16 protein-coding genes are annotated in these 17707 nt (G+C 67.1%); 6 read left to right on the top strand and 10 right to left on the bottom strand.

Annotated features, from left to right (window positions below):
- Positions 1-61: 61 nt before the first annotated feature.
- Positions 62-1714: an electron transfer flavoprotein-ubiquinone oxidoreductase gene (locus tag IEQ11_RS20050; RefSeq protein ID WP_036104780.1), complete on the bottom strand. Its 1653-nt coding sequence runs from the start codon at positions 1712-1714 to the stop codon at positions 62-64.
- A 238-nt stretch (positions 1715-1952) separates the two neighbouring features.
- On the opposite strand from IEQ11_RS20050, the gene IEQ11_RS20045 reads away from it, so the two are divergent.
- Positions 1953-2543, top strand: a complete 591-nt coding sequence (locus IEQ11_RS20045; protein ID WP_191823435.1) for an alpha-ketoglutarate-dependent dioxygenase AlkB family protein — start codon at positions 1953-1955, stop codon at positions 2541-2543.
- A 333-nt stretch (positions 2544-2876) separates the two neighbouring features.
- Here the strand turns inward: IEQ11_RS20045 and IEQ11_RS20040 are convergent, their stop codons facing one another.
- From IEQ11_RS20040 to IEQ11_RS20015, 6 genes are all read right to left on the bottom strand, one after another.
- Entirely contained in the window at positions 2877-4064 is a 1188-nt protein-coding gene (locus tag IEQ11_RS20040; protein ID WP_191823434.1) for a glycoside hydrolase family 16 protein, read from the bottom strand.
- A 197-nt stretch (positions 4065-4261) separates the two neighbouring features.
- Positions 4262-4885 (bottom strand): ABC-type transport auxiliary lipoprotein family protein, encoded by a 624-nt coding sequence (locus tag IEQ11_RS20035; RefSeq protein WP_228464998.1) that lies wholly within the window; start codon positions 4883-4885, stop codon positions 4262-4264.
- A gap of 155 nt (positions 4886-5040) precedes the next feature.
- Complete coding sequence (locus IEQ11_RS20030) at positions 5041-5970, bottom strand: MlaD family protein (RefSeq protein ID WP_036104772.1); 930 nt, start codon at positions 5968-5970, stop codon at positions 5041-5043.
- A 34-nt stretch (positions 5971-6004) separates the two neighbouring features.
- Positions 6005-6895 carry a CPBP family intramembrane glutamic endopeptidase gene (locus tag IEQ11_RS20025; protein WP_191823433.1) on the bottom strand — a complete coding sequence of 297 codons (891 nt, stop codon included), beginning with the start codon at positions 6893-6895 and terminating at the stop codon, positions 6005-6007.
- Entirely contained in the window at positions 6892-7761 is an 870-nt protein-coding gene (locus tag IEQ11_RS20020; RefSeq protein WP_096415693.1) for an ABC transporter ATP-binding protein, read from the bottom strand. The genes IEQ11_RS20025 and IEQ11_RS20020 overlap by 4 nt, the downstream gene beginning before the upstream one ends.
- 85 nt (positions 7762-7846) lie before the next feature.
- A complete protein-coding gene (locus IEQ11_RS20015) occupies positions 7847-8968 on the bottom strand; it encodes an ABC transporter permease (protein WP_036104769.1) in 1122 nt (373 codons plus the stop codon).
- A gap of 187 nt (positions 8969-9155) precedes the next feature.
- Between IEQ11_RS20015 and IEQ11_RS20010 the strand changes: the two genes are divergently transcribed.
- Positions 9156-10406, top strand: a complete 1251-nt coding sequence (locus IEQ11_RS20010; RefSeq protein ID WP_036104766.1) for a threonine/serine exporter family protein — start codon at positions 9156-9158, stop codon at positions 10404-10406.
- 153 nt (positions 10407-10559) lie between these two features.
- Here IEQ11_RS20010 and IEQ11_RS20005 read toward each other — a convergent pair whose 3' ends face one another.
- The 3 genes from IEQ11_RS20005 to IEQ11_RS19995 all read right to left on the bottom strand — a co-directional run bounded on the left by IEQ11_RS20005 (position 10560) and on the right by IEQ11_RS19995 (position 14011).
- On the bottom strand, positions 10560-10943 hold the full coding sequence (locus tag IEQ11_RS20005; RefSeq protein WP_036104764.1) for an H-NS histone family protein: 384 nt from the start codon (positions 10941-10943) through the stop codon (positions 10560-10562).
- Positions 10944-11454: 511 nt separating this feature from the next.
- A complete protein-coding gene (locus IEQ11_RS20000; RefSeq protein WP_191823432.1) occupies positions 11455-13176 on the bottom strand; it encodes a proline--tRNA ligase in 1722 nt (573 codons plus the stop codon).
- A gap of 316 nt (positions 13177-13492) precedes the next feature.
- On the bottom strand, positions 13493-14011 hold the full coding sequence (locus tag IEQ11_RS19995; RefSeq protein ID WP_082124477.1) for a DUF4124 domain-containing protein: 519 nt from the start codon (positions 14009-14011) through the stop codon (positions 13493-13495).
- Between the two features lie 110 nt (positions 14012-14121).
- On the opposite strand from IEQ11_RS19995, the gene pssA reads away from it, so the two are divergent.
- The 4 genes from pssA (at position 14122) to IEQ11_RS19975 (ending at position 17557) form a co-directional block, all read left to right on the top strand.
- Complete coding sequence (gene pssA / locus IEQ11_RS19990; protein ID WP_036104761.1) at positions 14122-14913, top strand: CDP-diacylglycerol--serine O-phosphatidyltransferase; 792 nt, start codon at positions 14122-14124, stop codon at positions 14911-14913.
- Positions 14910-15335 carry an alanine acetyltransferase gene (locus tag IEQ11_RS19985; protein ID WP_191823431.1) on the top strand — a complete coding sequence of 142 codons (426 nt, stop codon included), beginning with the start codon at positions 14910-14912 and terminating at the stop codon, positions 15333-15335. Before pssA ends, IEQ11_RS19985 begins: the two co-directional genes overlap by 4 nt.
- Entirely contained in the window at positions 15332-15823 is a 492-nt protein-coding gene (rimI, locus tag IEQ11_RS19980; protein ID WP_046657839.1) for a ribosomal protein S18-alanine N-acetyltransferase, read from the top strand. Before IEQ11_RS19985 ends, rimI begins: the two co-directional genes overlap by 4 nt.
- A gap of 219 nt (positions 15824-16042) precedes the next feature.
- Positions 16043-17557 carry a catalase gene (locus IEQ11_RS19975; RefSeq protein ID WP_425494692.1) on the top strand — a complete coding sequence of 505 codons (1515 nt, stop codon included), beginning with the start codon at positions 16043-16045 and terminating at the stop codon, positions 17555-17557.
- Positions 17558-17707: the final 150 nt, after the last annotated feature.

The following is a 17707-nucleotide window of genomic DNA, read 5'->3' as shown; positions in this document are numbered from 1 at the left end:
CGGGACTGCTGCCGGTCGACAGCCGCATCCTTCACCGGATGCGGCCGTTCGATAGTGTCGATCACAAGTTCTGGTAATTCGGCCCCGAGCCACCCTCCGGCGTGACCCAGTTGATGATCTCGTATGGGTCCTTGATGTCGCAGGTCTTGCAGTGGACGCAGTTGGCCGAGTTGATCTGCAGGCGCTTGGCGCCTTCTTCCTCGACGATCTCGTACACGCCGGCCGGGCAGAAGCGGGTGCAGGGGTTGCCGTATTCCTCGGCGCACTGGGTGATGCAGATGTTGGTGTCGGCGACCTTCAGATGCACCGGCTGGTCTTCGTCGTGCTCGGTCGCGGCGAAGTACACCGAGGCCAGGCGGTCGCGCGGCGCCAGGGTGCGGTCGAGGTAATCGCGCTTGGGCTTTTCGGCTTCGCCGAGTTTCTGCAGCGACGACCAGTCCGGCTTGTTCTTCAAGGTCCACGGCGACAGCCCGCCGGTGACGGTTTCCCAGGCGGCGTTGAGCATGCCGAACCACAGGCCCTTCTTGAACGCGGGCTTGATGTTGCGGACTTTCTTGAGTTCGGCCATCGCGTCCGACGCGCGCAGCTTGGCGTCGAAGCCTTCCGCGGCGAGTTCGGCCGCGACCAGGTGCTCGGCGGCGAGCATGCCGCTGCGGATCGCCTGATGGGTGCCCTTGACCTTGGGCACGTTGAGCAGGCCGGCGGTGTCGCCGATCAGCAGCGCGCCGGGCATCTCGACCTTGGGCAGCGATTGATAACCGCCGGTGACGATCGCGCGCGCGCCGGCCGAGACCAGGTTGCCACCTTCCAGCAGCGGCTTGACCATCGGGTGGTTCTTCCATTGCTGGAAGGCCTCCCATGGCTTGTAGTCCGGGTCGCGGTAATCCAGGCCGCTGACGTAGCCCAGGGCGATGCGGCCCTTGTCGAGGTGATACAGGAAGCTGCCGCCGTAGGTGTGGCTGTCGGCCGGCCAGCCGAAGCTGTGGACGATCTTGCCGGGACTGACGCGATCCTCGGGCACCTGCCACAGTTCCTTGATGCCGATCGAATAACCCTGCGGGTCGCTGTCGGCGTCGAGCTTGAAGCGCTTGATCAGGCGCTTGGTCAGATGCCCGCGCGCGCCTTCGGCGAACACGGTGACCTTGGCGCGGATATCGATGCCGGCGGTGAAGCCGTCCTTCGGGGTGCCGTCCTTGGAGATGCCCATGTCGCCGATGCGCACGCCGGCGACGCGGCCGTCGGGGTCGTGCAGGGTTTCGGCGGCGGCGAAGCCGGGGTAGATCTCAACGCCCAGCGCTTCGGCCTGCGGCGCCAGCCACGCGCACATCGCGCCGAGGCTGACGATCACGTTGCCGTGGTTGTTCATGCCCGGTGGCACCGGCAGCTTGCGCCCGCCGGTCTTGGTCAGCAGCCAGAACTCGTCGTCGGTGGCCGGCACGCAGATCGGCGGCGGGTTGTCGCGCCAGTTCGGCAGCAGCGCGTCGAGCGGGCCGGTCTCGATCACCGCGCCGGACAGGATGTGGGCGCCGATGGTGCTGGACTTCTCGATCACGCAGACCGAGATCTCCGGATTGAGCTGCTTGAGCCGAATCGCGAACGACAGGCCGGCGGGACCTGCGCCGACGGTGACGACGTCGTATTCCATGACGTCGCGTTCGATCTCGATGGCTGGCGTGTCGGACGGCTGGACCGTATCGATCGGCTGTTCGCTCATGCTGGCGGTACTCGTGCGTGCAATTGCGTCATTGTCGCGGGTTTGCGCGAGCGGCGCCATTTCAAACGCCGGCACGGTGAACGACTGGGCTGTTTTAAACGGACCGCGGCCGGTGTTTTGTGCCGGACCTGGGCCGTTGGCGGCCGGATTTCGGTCGGGCCCGGCACGGTCGACGGGCTCCGCGGCTGGCGCAGGAATCGGATCGCGGCGCGCGCCGGACGCGTGCTAGCGTCCGCCCATGCCCTGGACCCGACTGCCGCTGGAAGACGCCGAACTGGCCTACGACCCGCACTGGCTGGACGGCGAGGCCGCCGACGCGCTGTACGCGGCCTTGTTGCAGCAGGTGCCGTGGGAGGTGCATCGCATCCGCCTGTTCGGTCGCGAACACGATTCGCCGCGGCTGAGCAGCTGGATCGGCGACGCCGACGCGCATTACCGCTATTCGGGCGCCGACTTCCAGCCGCATCCGTGGCCGCGGGCGCTGCAACCGGTGAGGCAGCGCTTGGCCGAGGAACTGGGAGCGCCGTTCAACAGCGTGCTGGCCAATCGCTACCGCGACGGCCGCGATGCGATGGGCTGGCACAGCGACGACGAACCCGAGCTCGGCCGCGCGCCGTTGATCGCCTCGTTGAGCCTGGGTGCGACCCGGCGCTTCACCTTCAAGCATCGCCGCCGCGAGGGCCTCAAGGGCGAGCTGGCGCTCAGCCATGGCAGCGTGCTGCTGATGTCGGGGCCGACCCAGGCCAATTACCGGCACGCCTTGCCGCGCACGGCCAAGCCGGTGGGGGAGCGGATCAATCTGACGTTTCGGGTGATTGGGCGGAGGTGAGGGGCGGCTACATCTCTAAGACGACGCGCCGAATCTTCCAGTCCGTCATTTCCGCGAAGGCGGGAATCCAGGGCTTCACCGCGTCATGACTCTGAAGTCTGTGGATGTTCGGCTCCGCCGAAGTAAGGCAGAGCCCGCCTTCGCGGGAATGACGAGCTGATACAGCCCGAGCACTCGGGGTTGAAACCTTTCCCACAAAAGACCTGGTTGCCTCGAAGTCTTTTGTGGAAGGGGTTTCAACCCCGATGCTTTTCGTTCGGATCGCGCCAAACCCATCGTGGTGAAAGCAAACCTTCCTGCAAAAAGTCTCGCGTTATCGCCAGCGAACCTGACTCAAGGCCGCTTCCAAGCCCGAATGTAATCCACCTGCGTGATCGCCGACTGCGTGCTCGCGGCCGGCGGTTTGCCCGCGTAGACGAAATGATCGACCAAAATCGAGCTGTCGATCTGGCTGACGTTGGCGGTGGTGCGCACCAGTTTGCCGTCGACGTAGAAACGCGTCGCGTCGGGCGCGATGTCGGCGCCGTACACGTGATAGCCGGCGCTGGGATCGAAGCCGATGCTGAGGATATAGCTGTCCAGTTGCTCGGCGCCGTTCTTGATCACGTACTGGTTCAAGTACAGCCGGCTCTTGTTGTCGGAGTAGTACTCGAACACATCGGTTTCGTTCCACTGCTGCGCGCCGGGCGCCTGGAAGGTCCAGAACGCGGGCCAGAAACCGGCCAGCGCCGGCAATTTCATGCGCGCTTCGATGAAGCCGTAACGGAAGTTGTAACGCTTGTGCGAGGACAGCAGGCACGAGGTCCAGTCGTAAGTGCGGCCCGACGGCGAACGCACGCGTTCGCGCTTGGCGGTCAGGGTCAGCACGCCCGCGGCGACCGCGCAGTTCTTGCCCTGGTTCCACTCCAACTGCTGATTGCCGGGGTTGCCGCGGCCGTTGTCGGATTCGGCCGACGAGGTGTCGGCCCACTTGTTCCAATCCACCGCGGCGCCGTCGAACTCGTCGCCGAAGGTGTAGACCCAGTTGCTGCCCGCGCCGAGCGGCCGCGTTGACGCCGGGTCGCCGTTCGGCGCGGCGCTGACGCTGAAACTGCGCTCCGGCGCGAGGTTGGTCCAGCGGCCGTCGAGGTAATACGACAGCCAGTAACGGTACTGCCCGGGAGGAAACGTGGCGCTGGCGGTGAGTTCGCGCACGCTCGCATCCACGCGGTAAGCGCTTTGGTGGCCCAGGTCGAAATTGGCGTCGTTGGCATCGCGCACCGCGAAGACGATCTGCTCGTAGGTCGTCGGCGTCGGGCTCGACAGGCGCGCGCCGAACAGCAGTGTGGTGTTTGCATCGGGCGCGACGATGTCGCGGCCGATCGCGCGCAGCGGCGTGGTGTCGACGGTTTCGTAGTCGATCGTGCCCGGAGGCGTGGCCTGGGCCAGGCCGATGCAGGCGATCAGTTCGGCGCCCAGTGCGAGGGCGAGCAGGGTGCGTCGCGCCGATGCGCGGCGGCGTTGCGAGAACGGGACGGTCATGGACAGCCTCCCAGAGGCGCGCTAAGTAGTTGGGCGCGCAGTCTAGGAGCGCGGCGCGGGGCCGCTTGTGTTGTCGGTCAAGCTAATACAACGCTGTCGCTAACCTGTCATCCAGGCCATGAAGCGCGCGACGCGGTGGTCGTGGTGTCGATGGGGCAGGGCGCACAGGGATTGTCCATGCGCGCGTGCGTACGCACTCAGCGCTTGTGCGTCTTCTCGTGCACGTCGCCCGAGGTCAACGTCCATCCGGCGATCTCGCCGGTGACCGTTTCCAGCGCGCGTGCGAACGCGTTGACCACGTCCGGCACCGCGGTGGTCGCGGCCGGTTGCGCCTGCAGGAAGGTGCGCGAGGCGACCACTTTCTGATCCGCGTTATGCATCAGCTTGGCGTTGATCTCGATCGTCGCCGACGGCAATGCCGCGCCCTGGCCGTAGTCGGATTCGAACCGGCGCAGGTCGAGCACGAGCTTGTAGTCCGCGCCGATGCCGCTGCCCTGGCGCGCGACCGCGGCGATCTTGCCGGAGTCCTCCAGCGTGCGCAGCAGCGAATCCTCGATCATGCTGCTCGGCAGCTTGGCCCAGGCCGCGCCCTTGTACACCTGGATCTCGTCGCCGCTCGGACGCACCGCGATGCGCAGGCTGTCGATCATGCGCGCGGCGTTGGGCGCGCTCAGCGACAACTGCCAGTTCGCGCTCGGCCAGCTCGGATCGGCCGGCACGCGCGGATCGGGCGCGTACTGCACGGTCGGCGCCTTGGGTTTTTCGCCGAGGATCGACGAGCAGCCGCTCAATGCGAGCGCGGCCAGCAGAGCGGCGGACAACCACTCGAAGCGACGTAGGCGAGCGGAATGCCTGGAAGCGAAATCGCCCCGAGCCGAACGCGCGCAATCCAGATTCTGGTTCATGTCCGTCATGCCGATAATCGTGTCGTGGGCGTTGCCGTGAGCGGCGCGCGCCGATAAGTCGATAACCCGCTTCATTTCGGCTCGAACTCCTTGGTCGCATCGCGTCCCAGCAGATACCGCGTCGGGTTGTTGTCCAGGCGATCGCTGATCCGGCGCAGATCGCGCACCAGCGAACGCAGCTCGCTCAAGGTCGGGCCGAGCTGGGCCAGACCGTCGTTGGCGAAGCTGCCGATCGCGGCGCGGTTGTCGTTGAGAATGCCGTTGGCGCCGGTGGCGGCCGAGTCGAGCTTGGTCAGGGTGCTGTCGAGCTTGTTGATGATGCCCGGCAGCTTGCCGGCGAGTTCGCGATCGACCGTCTCCACCGCCTTGTTGGTGGTGGCCAGGGTCTGGCTGAGTTGCTCGCTGGATTTCTTGGCGTTGGCTATCAGCTCGCGCAGGTCGCCGCGCTGATCGGCGATCGAACTGGTCAGCGATTCGATATTGGCCAGGGTGTTGGACACGTGCTTGACGTTGTCGTCGCTGAGCACTTGGTCCAGGCGCGCGACCAGGCGGTTGGCGGTGTCGGCGATGTTCTGCAGCGCCGAGGCCTCGGTCTGGATGATCGGGATGTCGCTGCTGCGCTCGGCATCGGCCAGCGCCGGGCTGTTGGGGCTGCCGCCGGTGAGCTGGATGATCGGGCTGCCGGTGATGCCGGTCAGCGACAGCTTGGCGCGGGTGTCGGTCTTGATCGGCGCATCGGCCTGCAGGCGCAGCTTGGCGATGACGCGGCGCGGGTCGTCTGGCGCCAGGCTCAGCTGCTGCACGGTGCCGACCGAGATGCCGTTGTACTGCACGGTGCTGCCTTCCGACAGGCCGGTGACCGGCTCGTTGAAGATCACCGCGTATTCGCGCCAGCTCTTCTCCGAGGAATACTTGGCCGCCCACAGCGCGAACAGCAGCAGGAACAGCGTCACGATGATCGTGAACGCACCGATGAGGACGTAATTGGCCTTGGTTTCCATCAGGCACCTTCGAGCGATGAAGCGGCAGCCGGCATCATGCCAGCATGGGGTAGGTAAACGCGGTGAAATGAATCAGGTTGAGGCCGAAGTGGGCGAGCACCGCGCCGAGCAGGCCGCCCTTGCGGTAGGCCCAGCCGTAGAACAATCCGGCCAAGGTGGCCATCAGCACCCAGCGCCAGCCGCCGCCGGCATGCACCAGGCCGAACGCGAGCGCGGCCACGAAGGTCGCGTAGATCGGGCCGTGCCGGACCTCGCTCCAGCGCCGCTGCAGGGCTTGTTGCAGATAGCCGCGGAACATCGCCTCTTCGGTCAATGCCACCAGCAGCAGATTGTTGAGTGCCCACAGCGCGCCGAACGCCGGCCATTTTGGTGCCCAGGCGACCGCGTTCAGCGCCAGGGCCAGACTCAGGCACAGCGCCGCGGCGAGCAGCGCGCCGATCAGGCCGGCGGCCAGCGAGGCCGCGACCGGACGCGTGCCGTCGCCCTCGCCAAAGCGGCGCAGCAGCGGCCAGCACAGCAGCAGCCAGAACCCGGCCAGCGGCTTGTCGAAATTCAGGTACAGCGACATCGGCGCCGCGTCGGTCGTCAGCCGCAGATCGCTGATCAGTTGCGGATTGTTGAACCCGGGCATCAGATGCAGCCCGAGCGCGAACGCGACCACCACGAACAGGCCATGCCCGGCGATGCGCGCGCCCTTGGCCCGCGCCGGCAACACCATCCACGCGGCCAGGCCGAGCAGGGCGAACGACAGCAGCGCGGGCGGATCGAACAGGCCGCGGATCAGTCCCGCGACGGCGACCGCGCCGAGCAGCACGTACACCGCCGAACGCGCTTTGGGCCACCACAACAGTGCCGCGGCCAGACACAGCACCGCCCAGATCGACACGCTCCACAGCGTATCGGGATGGGCGAACACGGCGTTCATCGCGCCTGCGCATCGGGCGGTGCGGCCGCGTGGCCCGCCACGTTCTTGTCGCGCGCGACCTGCGCGGCGCGCGCGCGCGGGCCGTGGAAGTATTCCTGCACCCACGGATGATCGATTTTCTCGACCTCCTCGATCGGCGCGCAGGCGATCACCTTCTTGTCGGCGAGCACCGCGATGCGATCGCAGATCGCATACAGCGTGTCCAGGTCGTGGGTGATCAGGAACACGGTCAGGCCCAGCGCCTGTTGCAGGGTGCGGATCAAGCGGTCGAACGCGGCCGCGCCGATCGGATCCAGGCCGGCGGTGGGTTCGTCGAGAAACAGCAGCGGCGGGTCCAGCGCCAGCGCGCGCGCCAGGCCGGCGCGCTTGCGCATGCCGCCGGACAACTGCGAAGGCAGCTTGTTGATCGCATCGGCCGGCAGGCCCGACAGCTTGACCTTGAGCAGCGCCAGTTCGTAGCGCAGCGAATCGGGCAGGTCGCCGTGGTACTCCTTGAGCGGCACCTGCACGTTCTCGCCCACGGTCAGCGACGAGAACAAGGCGCCGTCCTGGAACAGCACGCCGGTGTTGCGTTCGATCTCGCGGCGCATGCGCGGATCGGGATTGCGCGCGTCGATGCCGAGCACTTCGATCTCGCCGGCGTTGGGCTTACGCAGGCCCAGGATCGACCGCATCATCACCGACTTGCCGGTGCCCGAGCCGCCGACCACGCCGATGATCTCGCCGCGCTTGACGTCCAGGTCGAGTCCGTCGTGAACGACTTGCTCGCCGAAGTGATTGACCAGGCCGCGGATGCGGATGATGAGGTCGTCGCCGTTGGCGTCGCCCTCATCGGGAATCGGGAGTCGGGAATCGGGAGTCGTCAAAGCGGTTTCCCCGCGAACTTGGCGGCCACCAGCGCAGACCGCTTTTCAGCGATTCCCGATTCCCGATTCCCGATTCCCGTAGCGATCACCAGCCCATCTCCATGAACCAGATGGCGAAGAACGCATCGAGCACGATCACCAGCGAGATCGACTGGACCACGCTGGAGGTGGTGCGCTCGCCGACCGACTGCGCGGTGCCCTTGACCTGCAGCCCTTCCAGGCAGCCGATCAGGCTGATCAGCAGGGCGAAGATCGGCGCCTTGGACATGCCGACCAGGAAGTGACGCAACTGCATGGTCTCGTGCATGCGCGCGAGGTATTGCTGCGGCGGGATGTCCAGGCCGTAGGCGCCGACGGTCAAGCCGCCGAGCAGGCCGGCGATCATCGCCACGAAAGTCAGCAGCGGCAGCATCACCAGCAGCGCCAGCACGCGTGGGATCACCAGCAGGTCGATCGGGTCCATGCCCAGGGTGCGGATCGCATCGACCTCCTCGCGGCTGACCATCGCGCCGATCTGCGCGGTGAACGCGCTGGCGGTGCGGCCGGCGAGCACGATCGCGGTCAGCAGCACGCCGAATTCGCGCAGGAACGCGATGCTGACCAGTTCGACCACGAAGATGGTCGCGCCGAAATCCTTGAGGATGGTCGAGCCCAGGAACGCCACCACCGCGCCGACCAGATAGCACAGCAGCGCGATCAGCGGCACCGCGTCGAGGCCGACCTGTTCCATGTGGTGCACGGTCGCGGTCGGGCGGAAGCGGCCCGGGTTCTTGAACAGCCGCAGCATCTTGACCAGGGTTTCGCCGAAGAAGGCGACCAGGGCCAGCACTTCCTTCCAGTTGTCGGTGACCGCGTAGCCCAGTCGCGCGAGCGCGGCTTCGAAACCGTATTCGCGTTTCTTCTTCGGCCGCTCGTCGGCCACGTCCTCGATCGCGCTGACCAGCGCGCGATGGCTTTCGTGGAAATTGAACGCGGCGTCGAAATCGAGATCGTGGCGGCGCGCATAGCGCATCAACTGCAGCACGCCGACCGAATCGAGCCGTTCGACCCCGCTCGCGTCGATTTCCGTGGTGCCCTCGGGCGCCTGCTTGAGCGCCTCGCCGATGGCGACCGCATGTTCGAGGGTCCAGCATCCGGAAAGGCGTAGCCGCGAAGGCGTGGAGCCATCGGCGGTGAGTTCCGGTGCGTGCGTGGTCGATAGGGTCATAGAGCCTCGGCGGGAGGATACAGGCTAGGGATGACGAGGTGAGGGCTGTGTCACTTAGGAGCGGGAATCGGGAATGGGGAATCGGGAATCGGCAAGGCCCTCACCGTGTCGGTTTCTCGGCACTTCCGATTCCCCATTCCCGATTCCCGATTCCCGGCAACTCAAACGCGTGCCATGCTTTCCGACTATGTCGACCCCGCATCCGCTCAGCGCCGCCAGTTACGCCGCCCGCATCGCGTTCGTGGTCGAGTTGGCCGAGCGTCTGCACAGCTACGGCACCACCGCGCAGCGGCTGGAGGGCGCGGTGAGTTCGGTGGCGCAGAAATTGCGCCTGGAGTGCGAGCCGTGGTCGAACCCGACCGGCCTGATCCTCACCTTCAGCGATCCCAACCGGCCGCTCGGCGACAGCGACACCACCCGGGTGATCCGGCTGCCGCCCGGCGAAAACGACCTGTACCGGCTCAGCGAAACCGATCGCATCGCCGAGGAGGTGATGGCCGGGCGGCTCGACTTGGCCGCCGGTCACGCCGCGCTGGAGACCCTCGACCGCCCACGCAGCCTGCGCTGGCGCTCGATGCAGGTGATCGCCTACGGCCTGGCCGCGGGCGCGGTCGCCAGCCTGCTGCGGCTGCCGTGGCTGGACATCGGCGTGGCCGCGATCAACGGCCTGATGATCGGCCTGCTGGTCGACATCTCCGGCCGCCGGCCGCGGCTGCGCGAGGCGCTGGAAGCGATCGCCGGCATGTTCGCCGCGCTGACCGTGTTGCTGGTCGCCAATTTCATCGCCCCGCTGAACCAGAACACGGTGATCATCGCCTCGCTGATCGTGCTGCTGCCCGGTCTGGCGCTGACCAATGCGGTCAACGAGCTGACCAGCCAGCATCTGGTCTCGGGCACGGCGCGCTTCGCCGGCGCGGTGACCACGGTGGTGAAACTGGCGGTCGGCACGGTGATCGGGCTGTATCTGGCCGATCTGGTCGGGCTGGAGCCGGTGGTGCGCGCGTCGCGTCCGCAGGCGCCGTGGGTCGAATGGGGCGGGCTGGCGGTGGCGTCGTACGCCTTCGCGGTGCTGTTCCGCGCCCACCGCGGCGATTACCTCAAGGTCATGGCCGCGGCCGCGAGCGGTTATCTGATTTCGCGTTTCGTCGGCCTGGCCTGGGGCAGTCCGGCGGGGATATTCCTCGCCGCCCTGGTCATGACCGCGATCGGCAATGCCTACGCGCGCTGGGGCAACCGGCCCGGCGCGATCATCCGCGTGCCCGGGATCATTCTGCTGGTGCCCGGCAGCGTCAGCCTGCGCGGGCTGTTGACGATGATCCAGCAGCAGGACGTCAACGTCGGCCAGGACGCGGTGCTGGCGGTGCTCAATATCCTGCTGGCGCTGATCGCGGGGCTGATATTCGGGAATTTGCTGTTGCCGGCTCGGCGGAATTTGTGAGGGGCGCGGATTGGTAAAAGCGATCGCGGCTTTTTGGGCTTTTGCGTTTGACTTGGTTTTTGCGAATCCCTAATCCCTAATCCCCAATCCCGGCCCTAATGAAAACGCCGGCTTAAGGCCGGCGGTTTCGGGGGATTTTACTTTTTAGTCCCGTTACTTGATCAGGAAATCTTCCAGCTTCTTGCCCTGCGCGGTGTACGCGGCCAGCCAGCGCGGCTGCTTGCCGCGGCCGGTCCAGGTTTCGCCGGTGTTGGCCGGGTTCTGGTATTTCGGCGCGACCTTGCCCAGCGGCTTGCGCGCCTTGCGCGCGGCCGGAGCGGCCTTGGCGGCCTTGCTGGCTTTCGGTCCGCGGGTCGCCGGAGCGGCGTTGCCGAACAGCTCTTCCAGGGTGTAACCCTCGGTCTTGAGCAGGGTGCTGATTTTCTTGCGCACGGCCGCCAGCGGCTTGCGCTTGTTCAAGGTGGTCTTGCGCTTCTTGGCCTGGCTGATCAGGGATTCGAGTTCTTTCGCGGACAACGTGGAGAGATCGATCGACATGTAGCCTCCGGGGAGTATGGTCGGGAATGACGGCCAGTCCCTGGCGCGCGGCAGCATAGTAAAGGCAGTGAAGTCTGCCGTAAATGCGCCGGAAGATATACACGAATATCGACCGCCCTAGCCAGTGGCGCGCGCGTGGGAATTTGTGGCCGCGCAAACGGTTTAAACAAACAGGCGCGGTCGGGGCGTCGCGACCCGCCGCCGGGGCTTGCACGGCGCGGGTTTGAGTGGATTGCGCGAGGCCGGCGGGCGCGCTTTGGACTCGCCGATCGGGCGCGCCGGATTACCGGCGCTGTTTGAAACGGCCTGTCGAAAAGGGTTATCGAAGGCCGCGTTATCGAGCGGCGAGACGGAGATATCGAGCCGATATACCGAGGTTTTTCGAACCAGGCACGAAACCTGCTTGGGGCGGCGCGAATCCGGGGCCGTCGCGATTACCCCGCCGCCGCGGGCGGGGTAATCGGACCTGTCGTCGCCGCGTTCGCCGGCGGTATCGAAACCGCCGCCGGGTTTACTGGGACAGGCCGCCGATCCGGGCCAGGACCGCGCCGCGGTCGAGATTCTCCGCTTCGCTGGCGCGGCGGTGGCGGTATTCGAAACTGCCCGCGGCCAGGCCGCGTTCGGACACCACCACGCGGTGCGGCACGCCGATCAGCTCGATGTCGGCGAACATCGCGCCCGGACGCAGGCCGCGGTCGTCGAGCGCGGCGTCGACGCCGGCCTTGACCAGGTCCTGGTACAGCGCCAGCGCGGCCTCGGCCACGGCCGGGTCGTTCTTGGGATTGATCACGCACACCACCGCCTGCCACGGCGCCATCGCCTCGGGCCAGGCGATGCCGGCGTCGTCGTGGTTCTGCTCGATCGCCGCGGCGACGATGCGCGACACGCCGATGCCGTAGCAGCCCATCGCCGGGGTGGTGGCCTTGCCGGTGTCGTCGAGCACGGTCAGCTTCATCGCCTCGGCGTACTTGCGGCCGAGCTGGAACACGTGGCCGACCTCGATCCCGCGCGCGATGCCCAGACGGCCCTGGCCGTCGGGCGAGGGATCGCCGGCGACCGCGTTGCGGATGTCGGCGACCTCGGCCGGTTCGGCCAGATCGCGGCCCCAGTTGACGCCGGCGAGGTGATAGCCGTTTTCGTTGGCGCCGACCACGAAGTCGGCCATCGCCGCGACGCTGCGGTCGGCGATCACGCGGACGTTCTTCACCGGCTTGACCGGACCCAGGAAGCCCGGCTGCGCGCCGAGGTGTTCGACGATCTCGGCCTCGGTGGCGAGGCGATACTCGGCCAGGCCGGCGAGCTTGGACAGCTTGATCTCGTTGACCGCATGGTCGCCGCGGATCAGGGCCAGCGCGAACTGCGGCTTGCCGTCGGCGTCATTGCCGACGATCGCGATCGACTTGACCGTGCGGGTCAGGGCGATGCCCAGCAGCGCGGCGACGTCCTCGCAGGTTTTCTGGGTGGGCGTGTCGACCTTGCGCAGTTCCTCGGCCGCGGCCGCGCGCGGGCCCGGCGACACCGCTTCGGCCAGCTCGACGTTGGCGGCGTAATCGGAACCGTCGGAGAACGCGATCGCGTCCTCGCCCGAATCGGCGAGCACGTGGAATTCGTGCGAGGCGCTGCCGCCGATCGCGCCGGTGTCGGCGAACACGGCGCGGAACTTCAGACCCAGGCGGGTGAAGATGCGGCCGTAGGTGTCGTACATGTTCTGGTATTCGCGGCCCAGGTCCGCGTCGGTGACGTGGAACGAGTAGGCGTCCTTCATCAGGAACTCGCGCGCGCGCATCACCCCGAAGCGCGGGCGGATCTCGTCGCGGAACTTGGTCTGGATCTGATAGAAATTGACCGGCAGCTGCTTGTAGCTGGCCAGTTCGTTGCGGGCGAAGTCGGTGATGACCTCCTCGTGGGTCGGGCCGAAGCAGTACCACGCTTCCTTGCGGTCCTTGATCTTGAGCAACTGGCCACCGAATTTCTCCCAGCGCCCGGTTTCCTCCCACAGCTCCTTGGGCTGCACCGCCGGCATCAGCACCTCGATCGCGCCCGCGGCATTCATCTCCTCGCGCACCGCGCGCTCGACCTTGCGCAGCACGCGCAGGCCCAGCGGCGACCAGGTGTACAGGCCGGCGGCGAGCTTGCGGATCATGCCGGCCTTGAGCATCAGCTTGTGGCTGATGATTTCGGCTTCGGCGGGGGTTTCCTTGCTGGTGTGGAGATGGAAGTGCGACAGGCGCATCGGCAGGGGTTCGCGGATGGGGAAAGCGAACAGTTTGCCAGTTGGGGCCGGGATTCGGGATTTGGGATTCGGGATTGGCGATCCGCGACTGGGCCACACGCCACGCAGCTATCGCTTTTCCCCCCTTTGGAAAAGGGGGGGGGCAGGGGGGATTCGCTTTCGCTCTTTAGGCTTTTGACCCAGACGAAAACGCCGGACCGCCCTTTCGAGCGGCCCGGCGCGTAATCATCGAACCTGCAAGATCATCGATCCGGACCGGTCGCCAGCGAAACCCGCCGCGACCAATCCCGAATCCCCAATCCCAATTCCCGGCGCTTCAGCTCTCCGCCTGCTTCTGCGGCGTGGTGGCCGGCCGCGGCGGCGAGGAACTGGCCGCGGGGGCGGCGCCGGGCGTGGCCGGAGCCGCGGCGGTGCAATTGACCCGGATCTGGGCCTTGGCGAGTTCGACCTGGGCGGCGCGCTGCTGCGCGTCGAGCACGCCGTCGGCCTTGCCGTCGCCGTTGCTGTCCATGCCGACCGCGGCCGCGCTCTCGAGTTGCTTGAGGTTGGCGCGCGCGCCGGTGCATTGCGCGTTCTCGCTCGGCGCGGCGGCCGTGGCGGTCTGGGCCGGGGTGCCGGTGCGGTTCTGGATCACCCGGTTCTTGACCCCGGCCTGGCCCTGTTCGGGCGGCGGCGAGTCGGAGTAATGGGTGACGCCCTTGGCGTCCTTCCATTGGTACAGCTCGGTGGCGGCGGCCGGCGCGGCGGCCAGCAGGACCAGCAAAGCGGTCGGGACGGCGCGCAAGCCCAGCGCCGACAAGGCGCGGCGGGCGGAATAACGGGAGGTGCAGGACATGACGAGGCTCCGGAACGGGGCAGGCGGAACGAGCGGAAACTACGTTACAGCGGGGGATGCGAGATTGCAGCATCCTGCTCGGGCGCAGGCAAGCGCTACACTTCCCAGTTATGGAACCTCAACCCACGCCCCGCCCGCGCGGACGCGGCATCTATTTGCTGCCTAATTTGTTCACCACCGGCGGCCTGTTCGCCGGTTTCTACGCGATCATCGCCGCCACCCAGGGCCGTTTCGACGAGGCCTGCATGGCGATCTTCATCGCCGCGATCCTGGACGGCGTCGACGGCCGGGTCGCCCGGCTGACCAACACCCAGAGCGAATTCGGGGTCCAGTACGACTCGCTGGCCGACCTGATCAGCTTCGGCCTGGCGCCGGCCATGGTCATGTACCACTGGGCGCTGATCTCGACCAAGCTCGACGGGGTGATCCCCGGCAAGATCGGCTGGGTCGGCGCGTTCGTGTACGCCGCCTGCGCCGCGCTGCGGCTGGCGCGCTTCAATTCCCAGGTCGGCCAGGTCGACAAACGCTGGTTCATCGGCCTGGCCAGCCCGGCCGCGGCCGGACTGGTCGCCAGTTTCGTGTGGACCTGCCACAGCTTTGACCTGGACGGCGAGCGATTGCGCTACGCCGCGCTGGCCCTGACCGTGATCGCCGGGCTGCTGATGGTGAGCCGGCTGCGCTATGTCAGCTTCAAGGGCAGCGGCCCGCGCAACGACCGGGTGCCGTTCCTGGCGGTGCTGATCGTGGTGGTGGTGGTGGTCGCGATCGCGATCGATCCGCCGCGCGTGTTGCTGGCGATCTTCGCGCCGTACGCCTTGTCCGGCCCGGTCCAGGCGCTGTGGCGCCGCATGCGTCGCACGCCGCAGGAGCCGCCGCCGCCCAGCCAGACCGGTGCGCCATGAGCGGGCTGTGGAGCGCGCAGCAGCGCGAATGGCTGCAGGCGATGGGGCATACGGTGATGAGCCTGGCCGGCAGCGAGCCGCCGGCCGAGGCGCCGATGGCGAATGCCGCGCCTATCGATGCGGCCCGCAACGCCGAGCCGCCCGCGCGAGCGCCGCAGCCGATGCGCGAGCGCACTGCGTCTGAATCCGCCGCGCTCGAACGTGCCGCGCCCGAACCCGCGCAAACCGCGTCGCGCGCCGCCGCCCGTGGCGACGACACGCCGCCTTTGCTGCGCAACCTGCTGCGCGCCGCGCGCCGCGCCGCCGGCGACGCGCAGGTGCTGGCGCTGTTCGATGCCGCCGCCTTGCGCGGCAATCCCGCGGCCAAGCGCGCGCTGTGGCCGCAACTGCGCACGCTGCGGCGCACGGGTCAGCGCGGATGAGCGCGCAGGCGTCGCAGTTCGATCCCGCCGCCGCGCCCCGCGCGTTGCGGCCAATGCGCGAGGACGATCTCGAACTCGTCCACGCCATCGAGATTCGCGCCTACGAATTCCCCTGGACCCCGGGCATCTTCCGCGACTGCCTGCGCGCCGATTACCCGGCCTGGGTGTTGACCGAAAACGAGCGCATCGTCGGCTACTTCCTGATGAGCCTGGCCGCCGGCGAAGCGCACGTGCTCAACGTCTGCGTCGCGCCCGAAGCGCACGGCCACGGCTTCGGCCGCAAACTGCTGCGCGCGTTGCTGCACGTCGCGCGCGGCCGCGGCGCCGAGCGCGTGTTCCTGGAAGTGCGGCCGTCCAATCCCGGCGCGATCGCGCTGTACCACAGCGAAGGCTTCAACGAGATCGGGCGGCGTCCGCGCTACTACCCGGCGCGCGGCGGACGCGAAGACGCTTTGGTGATGGCGATCGAACTATTGCCCAGCGAGTGAGCCGGTTCGATCCGCGCTCGAACGTGCGCGCGGTCATGCTTCGATCCGCGCGGTGAATGCCGATGGCATGCGAACGGTGATCGGGTTCGCGCAATGACGCATAGTGAATAGCCGACGGCTATCGCTGCCATCCAAACAAACGATTTTCCCCGATCGCATGCCTGTAGGACGCTGCCGCGCAGTCCCCACAGAGCCATGCCCATGCCCCATCGCAGTTTGATCGCGGCCTTCGTTTCCGCGCAGTTGCTTCTGTCCGGCGTCGCCTTCGCCCAGGCCGCGCCGCCCCTGACGCGCGACAACGGCGCGGCGGTCGGCGATAACCAGAACTCGCAGACCGCCGGCGCCGACGGCCCGGTCCTGCTGCAGGACGTGCATCTGATCCAGAAGCTGCAGCGCTTCGACCGCGAACGCATCCCCGAGCGCGTGGTGCATGCGCGCGGCACCGGCGCGCACGGCAGCTTCGTGGTCACCGGCGACATCTCGCGATACACCCGCGCGAAAGTGTTCCAGCCCGGCACCACCACGCCGGTGTTCGTGCGCTTCTCCACCGTGATCCACGGCAACCACTCGCCGGAAACCCTGCGCGATCCGCGCGGTTTCGCCACCAAGTTCTACACCAGCGAAGGCAACTGGGACCTGGTCGGCAACAACCTGCCGGTGTTCTTCATCCGCGACGCGATCAAGTTTCCGGACATGGTGCATTCGCTCAAGCCCAGCCCCGACACCAATGTGCAGGATCCGGCGCGGGTGTTCGATTTCTTCTCGCACGTGCCCGAAGCCACGCAGATGCTCACCCGGGTGTATTCCGACTACGGCACTCCGCGCAGCTATCGCGAAATGGACGGCAACGGCGTGCACGCCTACAAGCTGGTCGACGACCAGGGCGGCTATGTCTACGTCAAATTCCACTGGGACAGCCGCCAGGGCGAGCACAACCTGTCCGGCGCGCAGATCGCCTCGGTGCAGGGGCGCGATTTCAATCATCTGTCCAACGACTTGATGAAAGCGATCGAGCGCGGCGACTACCCCAAGTGGGACCTGTACGTGCAGATCCTCAAGCCCGATCAGCTCGACCAGTTCGCGTTCAACCCGCTCGACGCGACCAAGGTCTGGACCGGCGTGCCCGAGGTCAAGGTCGGCACCATGACCCTGGACCGCAACCCGGCCAACATCTTCCAGGAAACCGAACAGGCCGCGTTCGCGCCGGCCAATCTGGTGCCGGGCATCGAGCCGTCGGAGGATCGGCTGCTGCAGGGGCGCATGTTCTCCTACGCCGATACCCAGCTGTATCGCGTCGGCACCAACGTCAATCAGTTGCCGATCAACGCGCCGAAGGTCGCGGTCAACAGCAACAACCAGGACGGCGAACACAACAGCGGCGTGCGCACCGGCAAGGTCAACTACGAACCCTCGCGCATCCAGCCCAAGCCGCAGTCCGACGCCGCGCGCTACAGCGCGTTGCCGCTGAGCGGCGCGACCCAGCAGGCGCGCATCGCCAAGACCCTGAACTTCCGTCAGGCCGGCGAGTTCTATCGCTCGTTGTCGGCCGACGAACGCAAGAGTCTGATCGCGAATCTGGCCGGCGACCTGGGTCAGGTGCGCGACGAGACCACGATGTACACGATGCTCTCGTACTTCCATAAGGCCGACGCCGATTACGGCACGCGCCTGGCGCAGGCGCTCAAGCGCGATGTGGCGAAGGTGAAGAGCTTGTCGGATGCGTTGAGCGAATGATCGTTGGCGGCATCCGGCGCGAGGATCGGTCGCAGCGCGCGTATCGATTCATCGCTTCAGGTTGCGCGCGTTGCTTACGCGCTTACGTCACTTCCCCGGCGCCGCATCCTTCGGGATGCGGCGCATCGTACCGGCGCGGCCGCGATGGCC

This window comes from Lysobacter capsici (assembly GCF_014779555.2).
Lineage (GTDB): Bacteria > Pseudomonadota > Gammaproteobacteria > Xanthomonadales > Xanthomonadaceae > Lysobacter > Lysobacter capsici.
The sequence above is the reverse complement of the archived record's forward strand: the minus strand, read 5'-3'. Positions and strand labels throughout refer to the sequence as shown.

Coding starts and splice junctions, on each gene's coding strand:
- pssA (WP_036104761.1), top strand. CDS start 14,122: ATGGAACCTCAACCCACGCCCCGCCCGCGCGGACGCGGCATCTATTTG.
- IEQ11_RS20040 (WP_191823434.1), bottom strand. CDS start 4,064: ATGACCGTCCCGTTCTCGCAACGCCGCCGCGCATCGGCGCGACGCACC.
- IEQ11_RS20005 (WP_036104764.1), bottom strand. CDS start 10,943: ATGTCGATCGATCTCTCCACGTTGTCCGCGAAAGAACTCGAATCCCTG.
- IEQ11_RS20050 (WP_036104780.1), bottom strand. CDS start 1,714: ATGAGCGAACAGCCGATCGATACGGTCCAGCCGTCCGACACGCCAGCC.
- rimI (WP_046657839.1), top strand. CDS start 15,332: ATGAGCGCGCAGGCGTCGCAGTTCGATCCCGCCGCCGCGCCCCGCGCG.
- IEQ11_RS19985 (WP_191823431.1), top strand. CDS start 14,910: ATGAGCGGGCTGTGGAGCGCGCAGCAGCGCGAATGGCTGCAGGCGATG.
- IEQ11_RS20045 (WP_191823435.1), top strand. CDS start 1,953: ATGCCCTGGACCCGACTGCCGCTGGAAGACGCCGAACTGGCCTACGAC.
- IEQ11_RS20000 (WP_191823432.1), bottom strand. CDS start 13,176: ATGCGCCTGTCGCACTTCCATCTCCACACCAGCAAGGAAACCCCCGCC.
- IEQ11_RS20025 (WP_191823433.1), bottom strand. CDS start 6,895: ATGAACGCCGTGTTCGCCCATCCCGATACGCTGTGGAGCGTGTCGATC.
- IEQ11_RS19995 (WP_082124477.1), bottom strand. CDS start 14,011: ATGTCCTGCACCTCCCGTTATTCCGCCCGCCGCGCCTTGTCGGCGCTG.
- IEQ11_RS20030 (WP_036104772.1), bottom strand. CDS start 5,970: ATGGAAACCAAGGCCAATTACGTCCTCATCGGTGCGTTCACGATCATC.
- IEQ11_RS20010 (WP_036104766.1), top strand. CDS start 9,156: ATGTCGACCCCGCATCCGCTCAGCGCCGCCAGTTACGCCGCCCGCATC.
- IEQ11_RS20015 (WP_036104769.1), bottom strand. CDS start 8,968: ATGACCCTATCGACCACGCACGCACCGGAACTCACCGCCGATGGCTCC.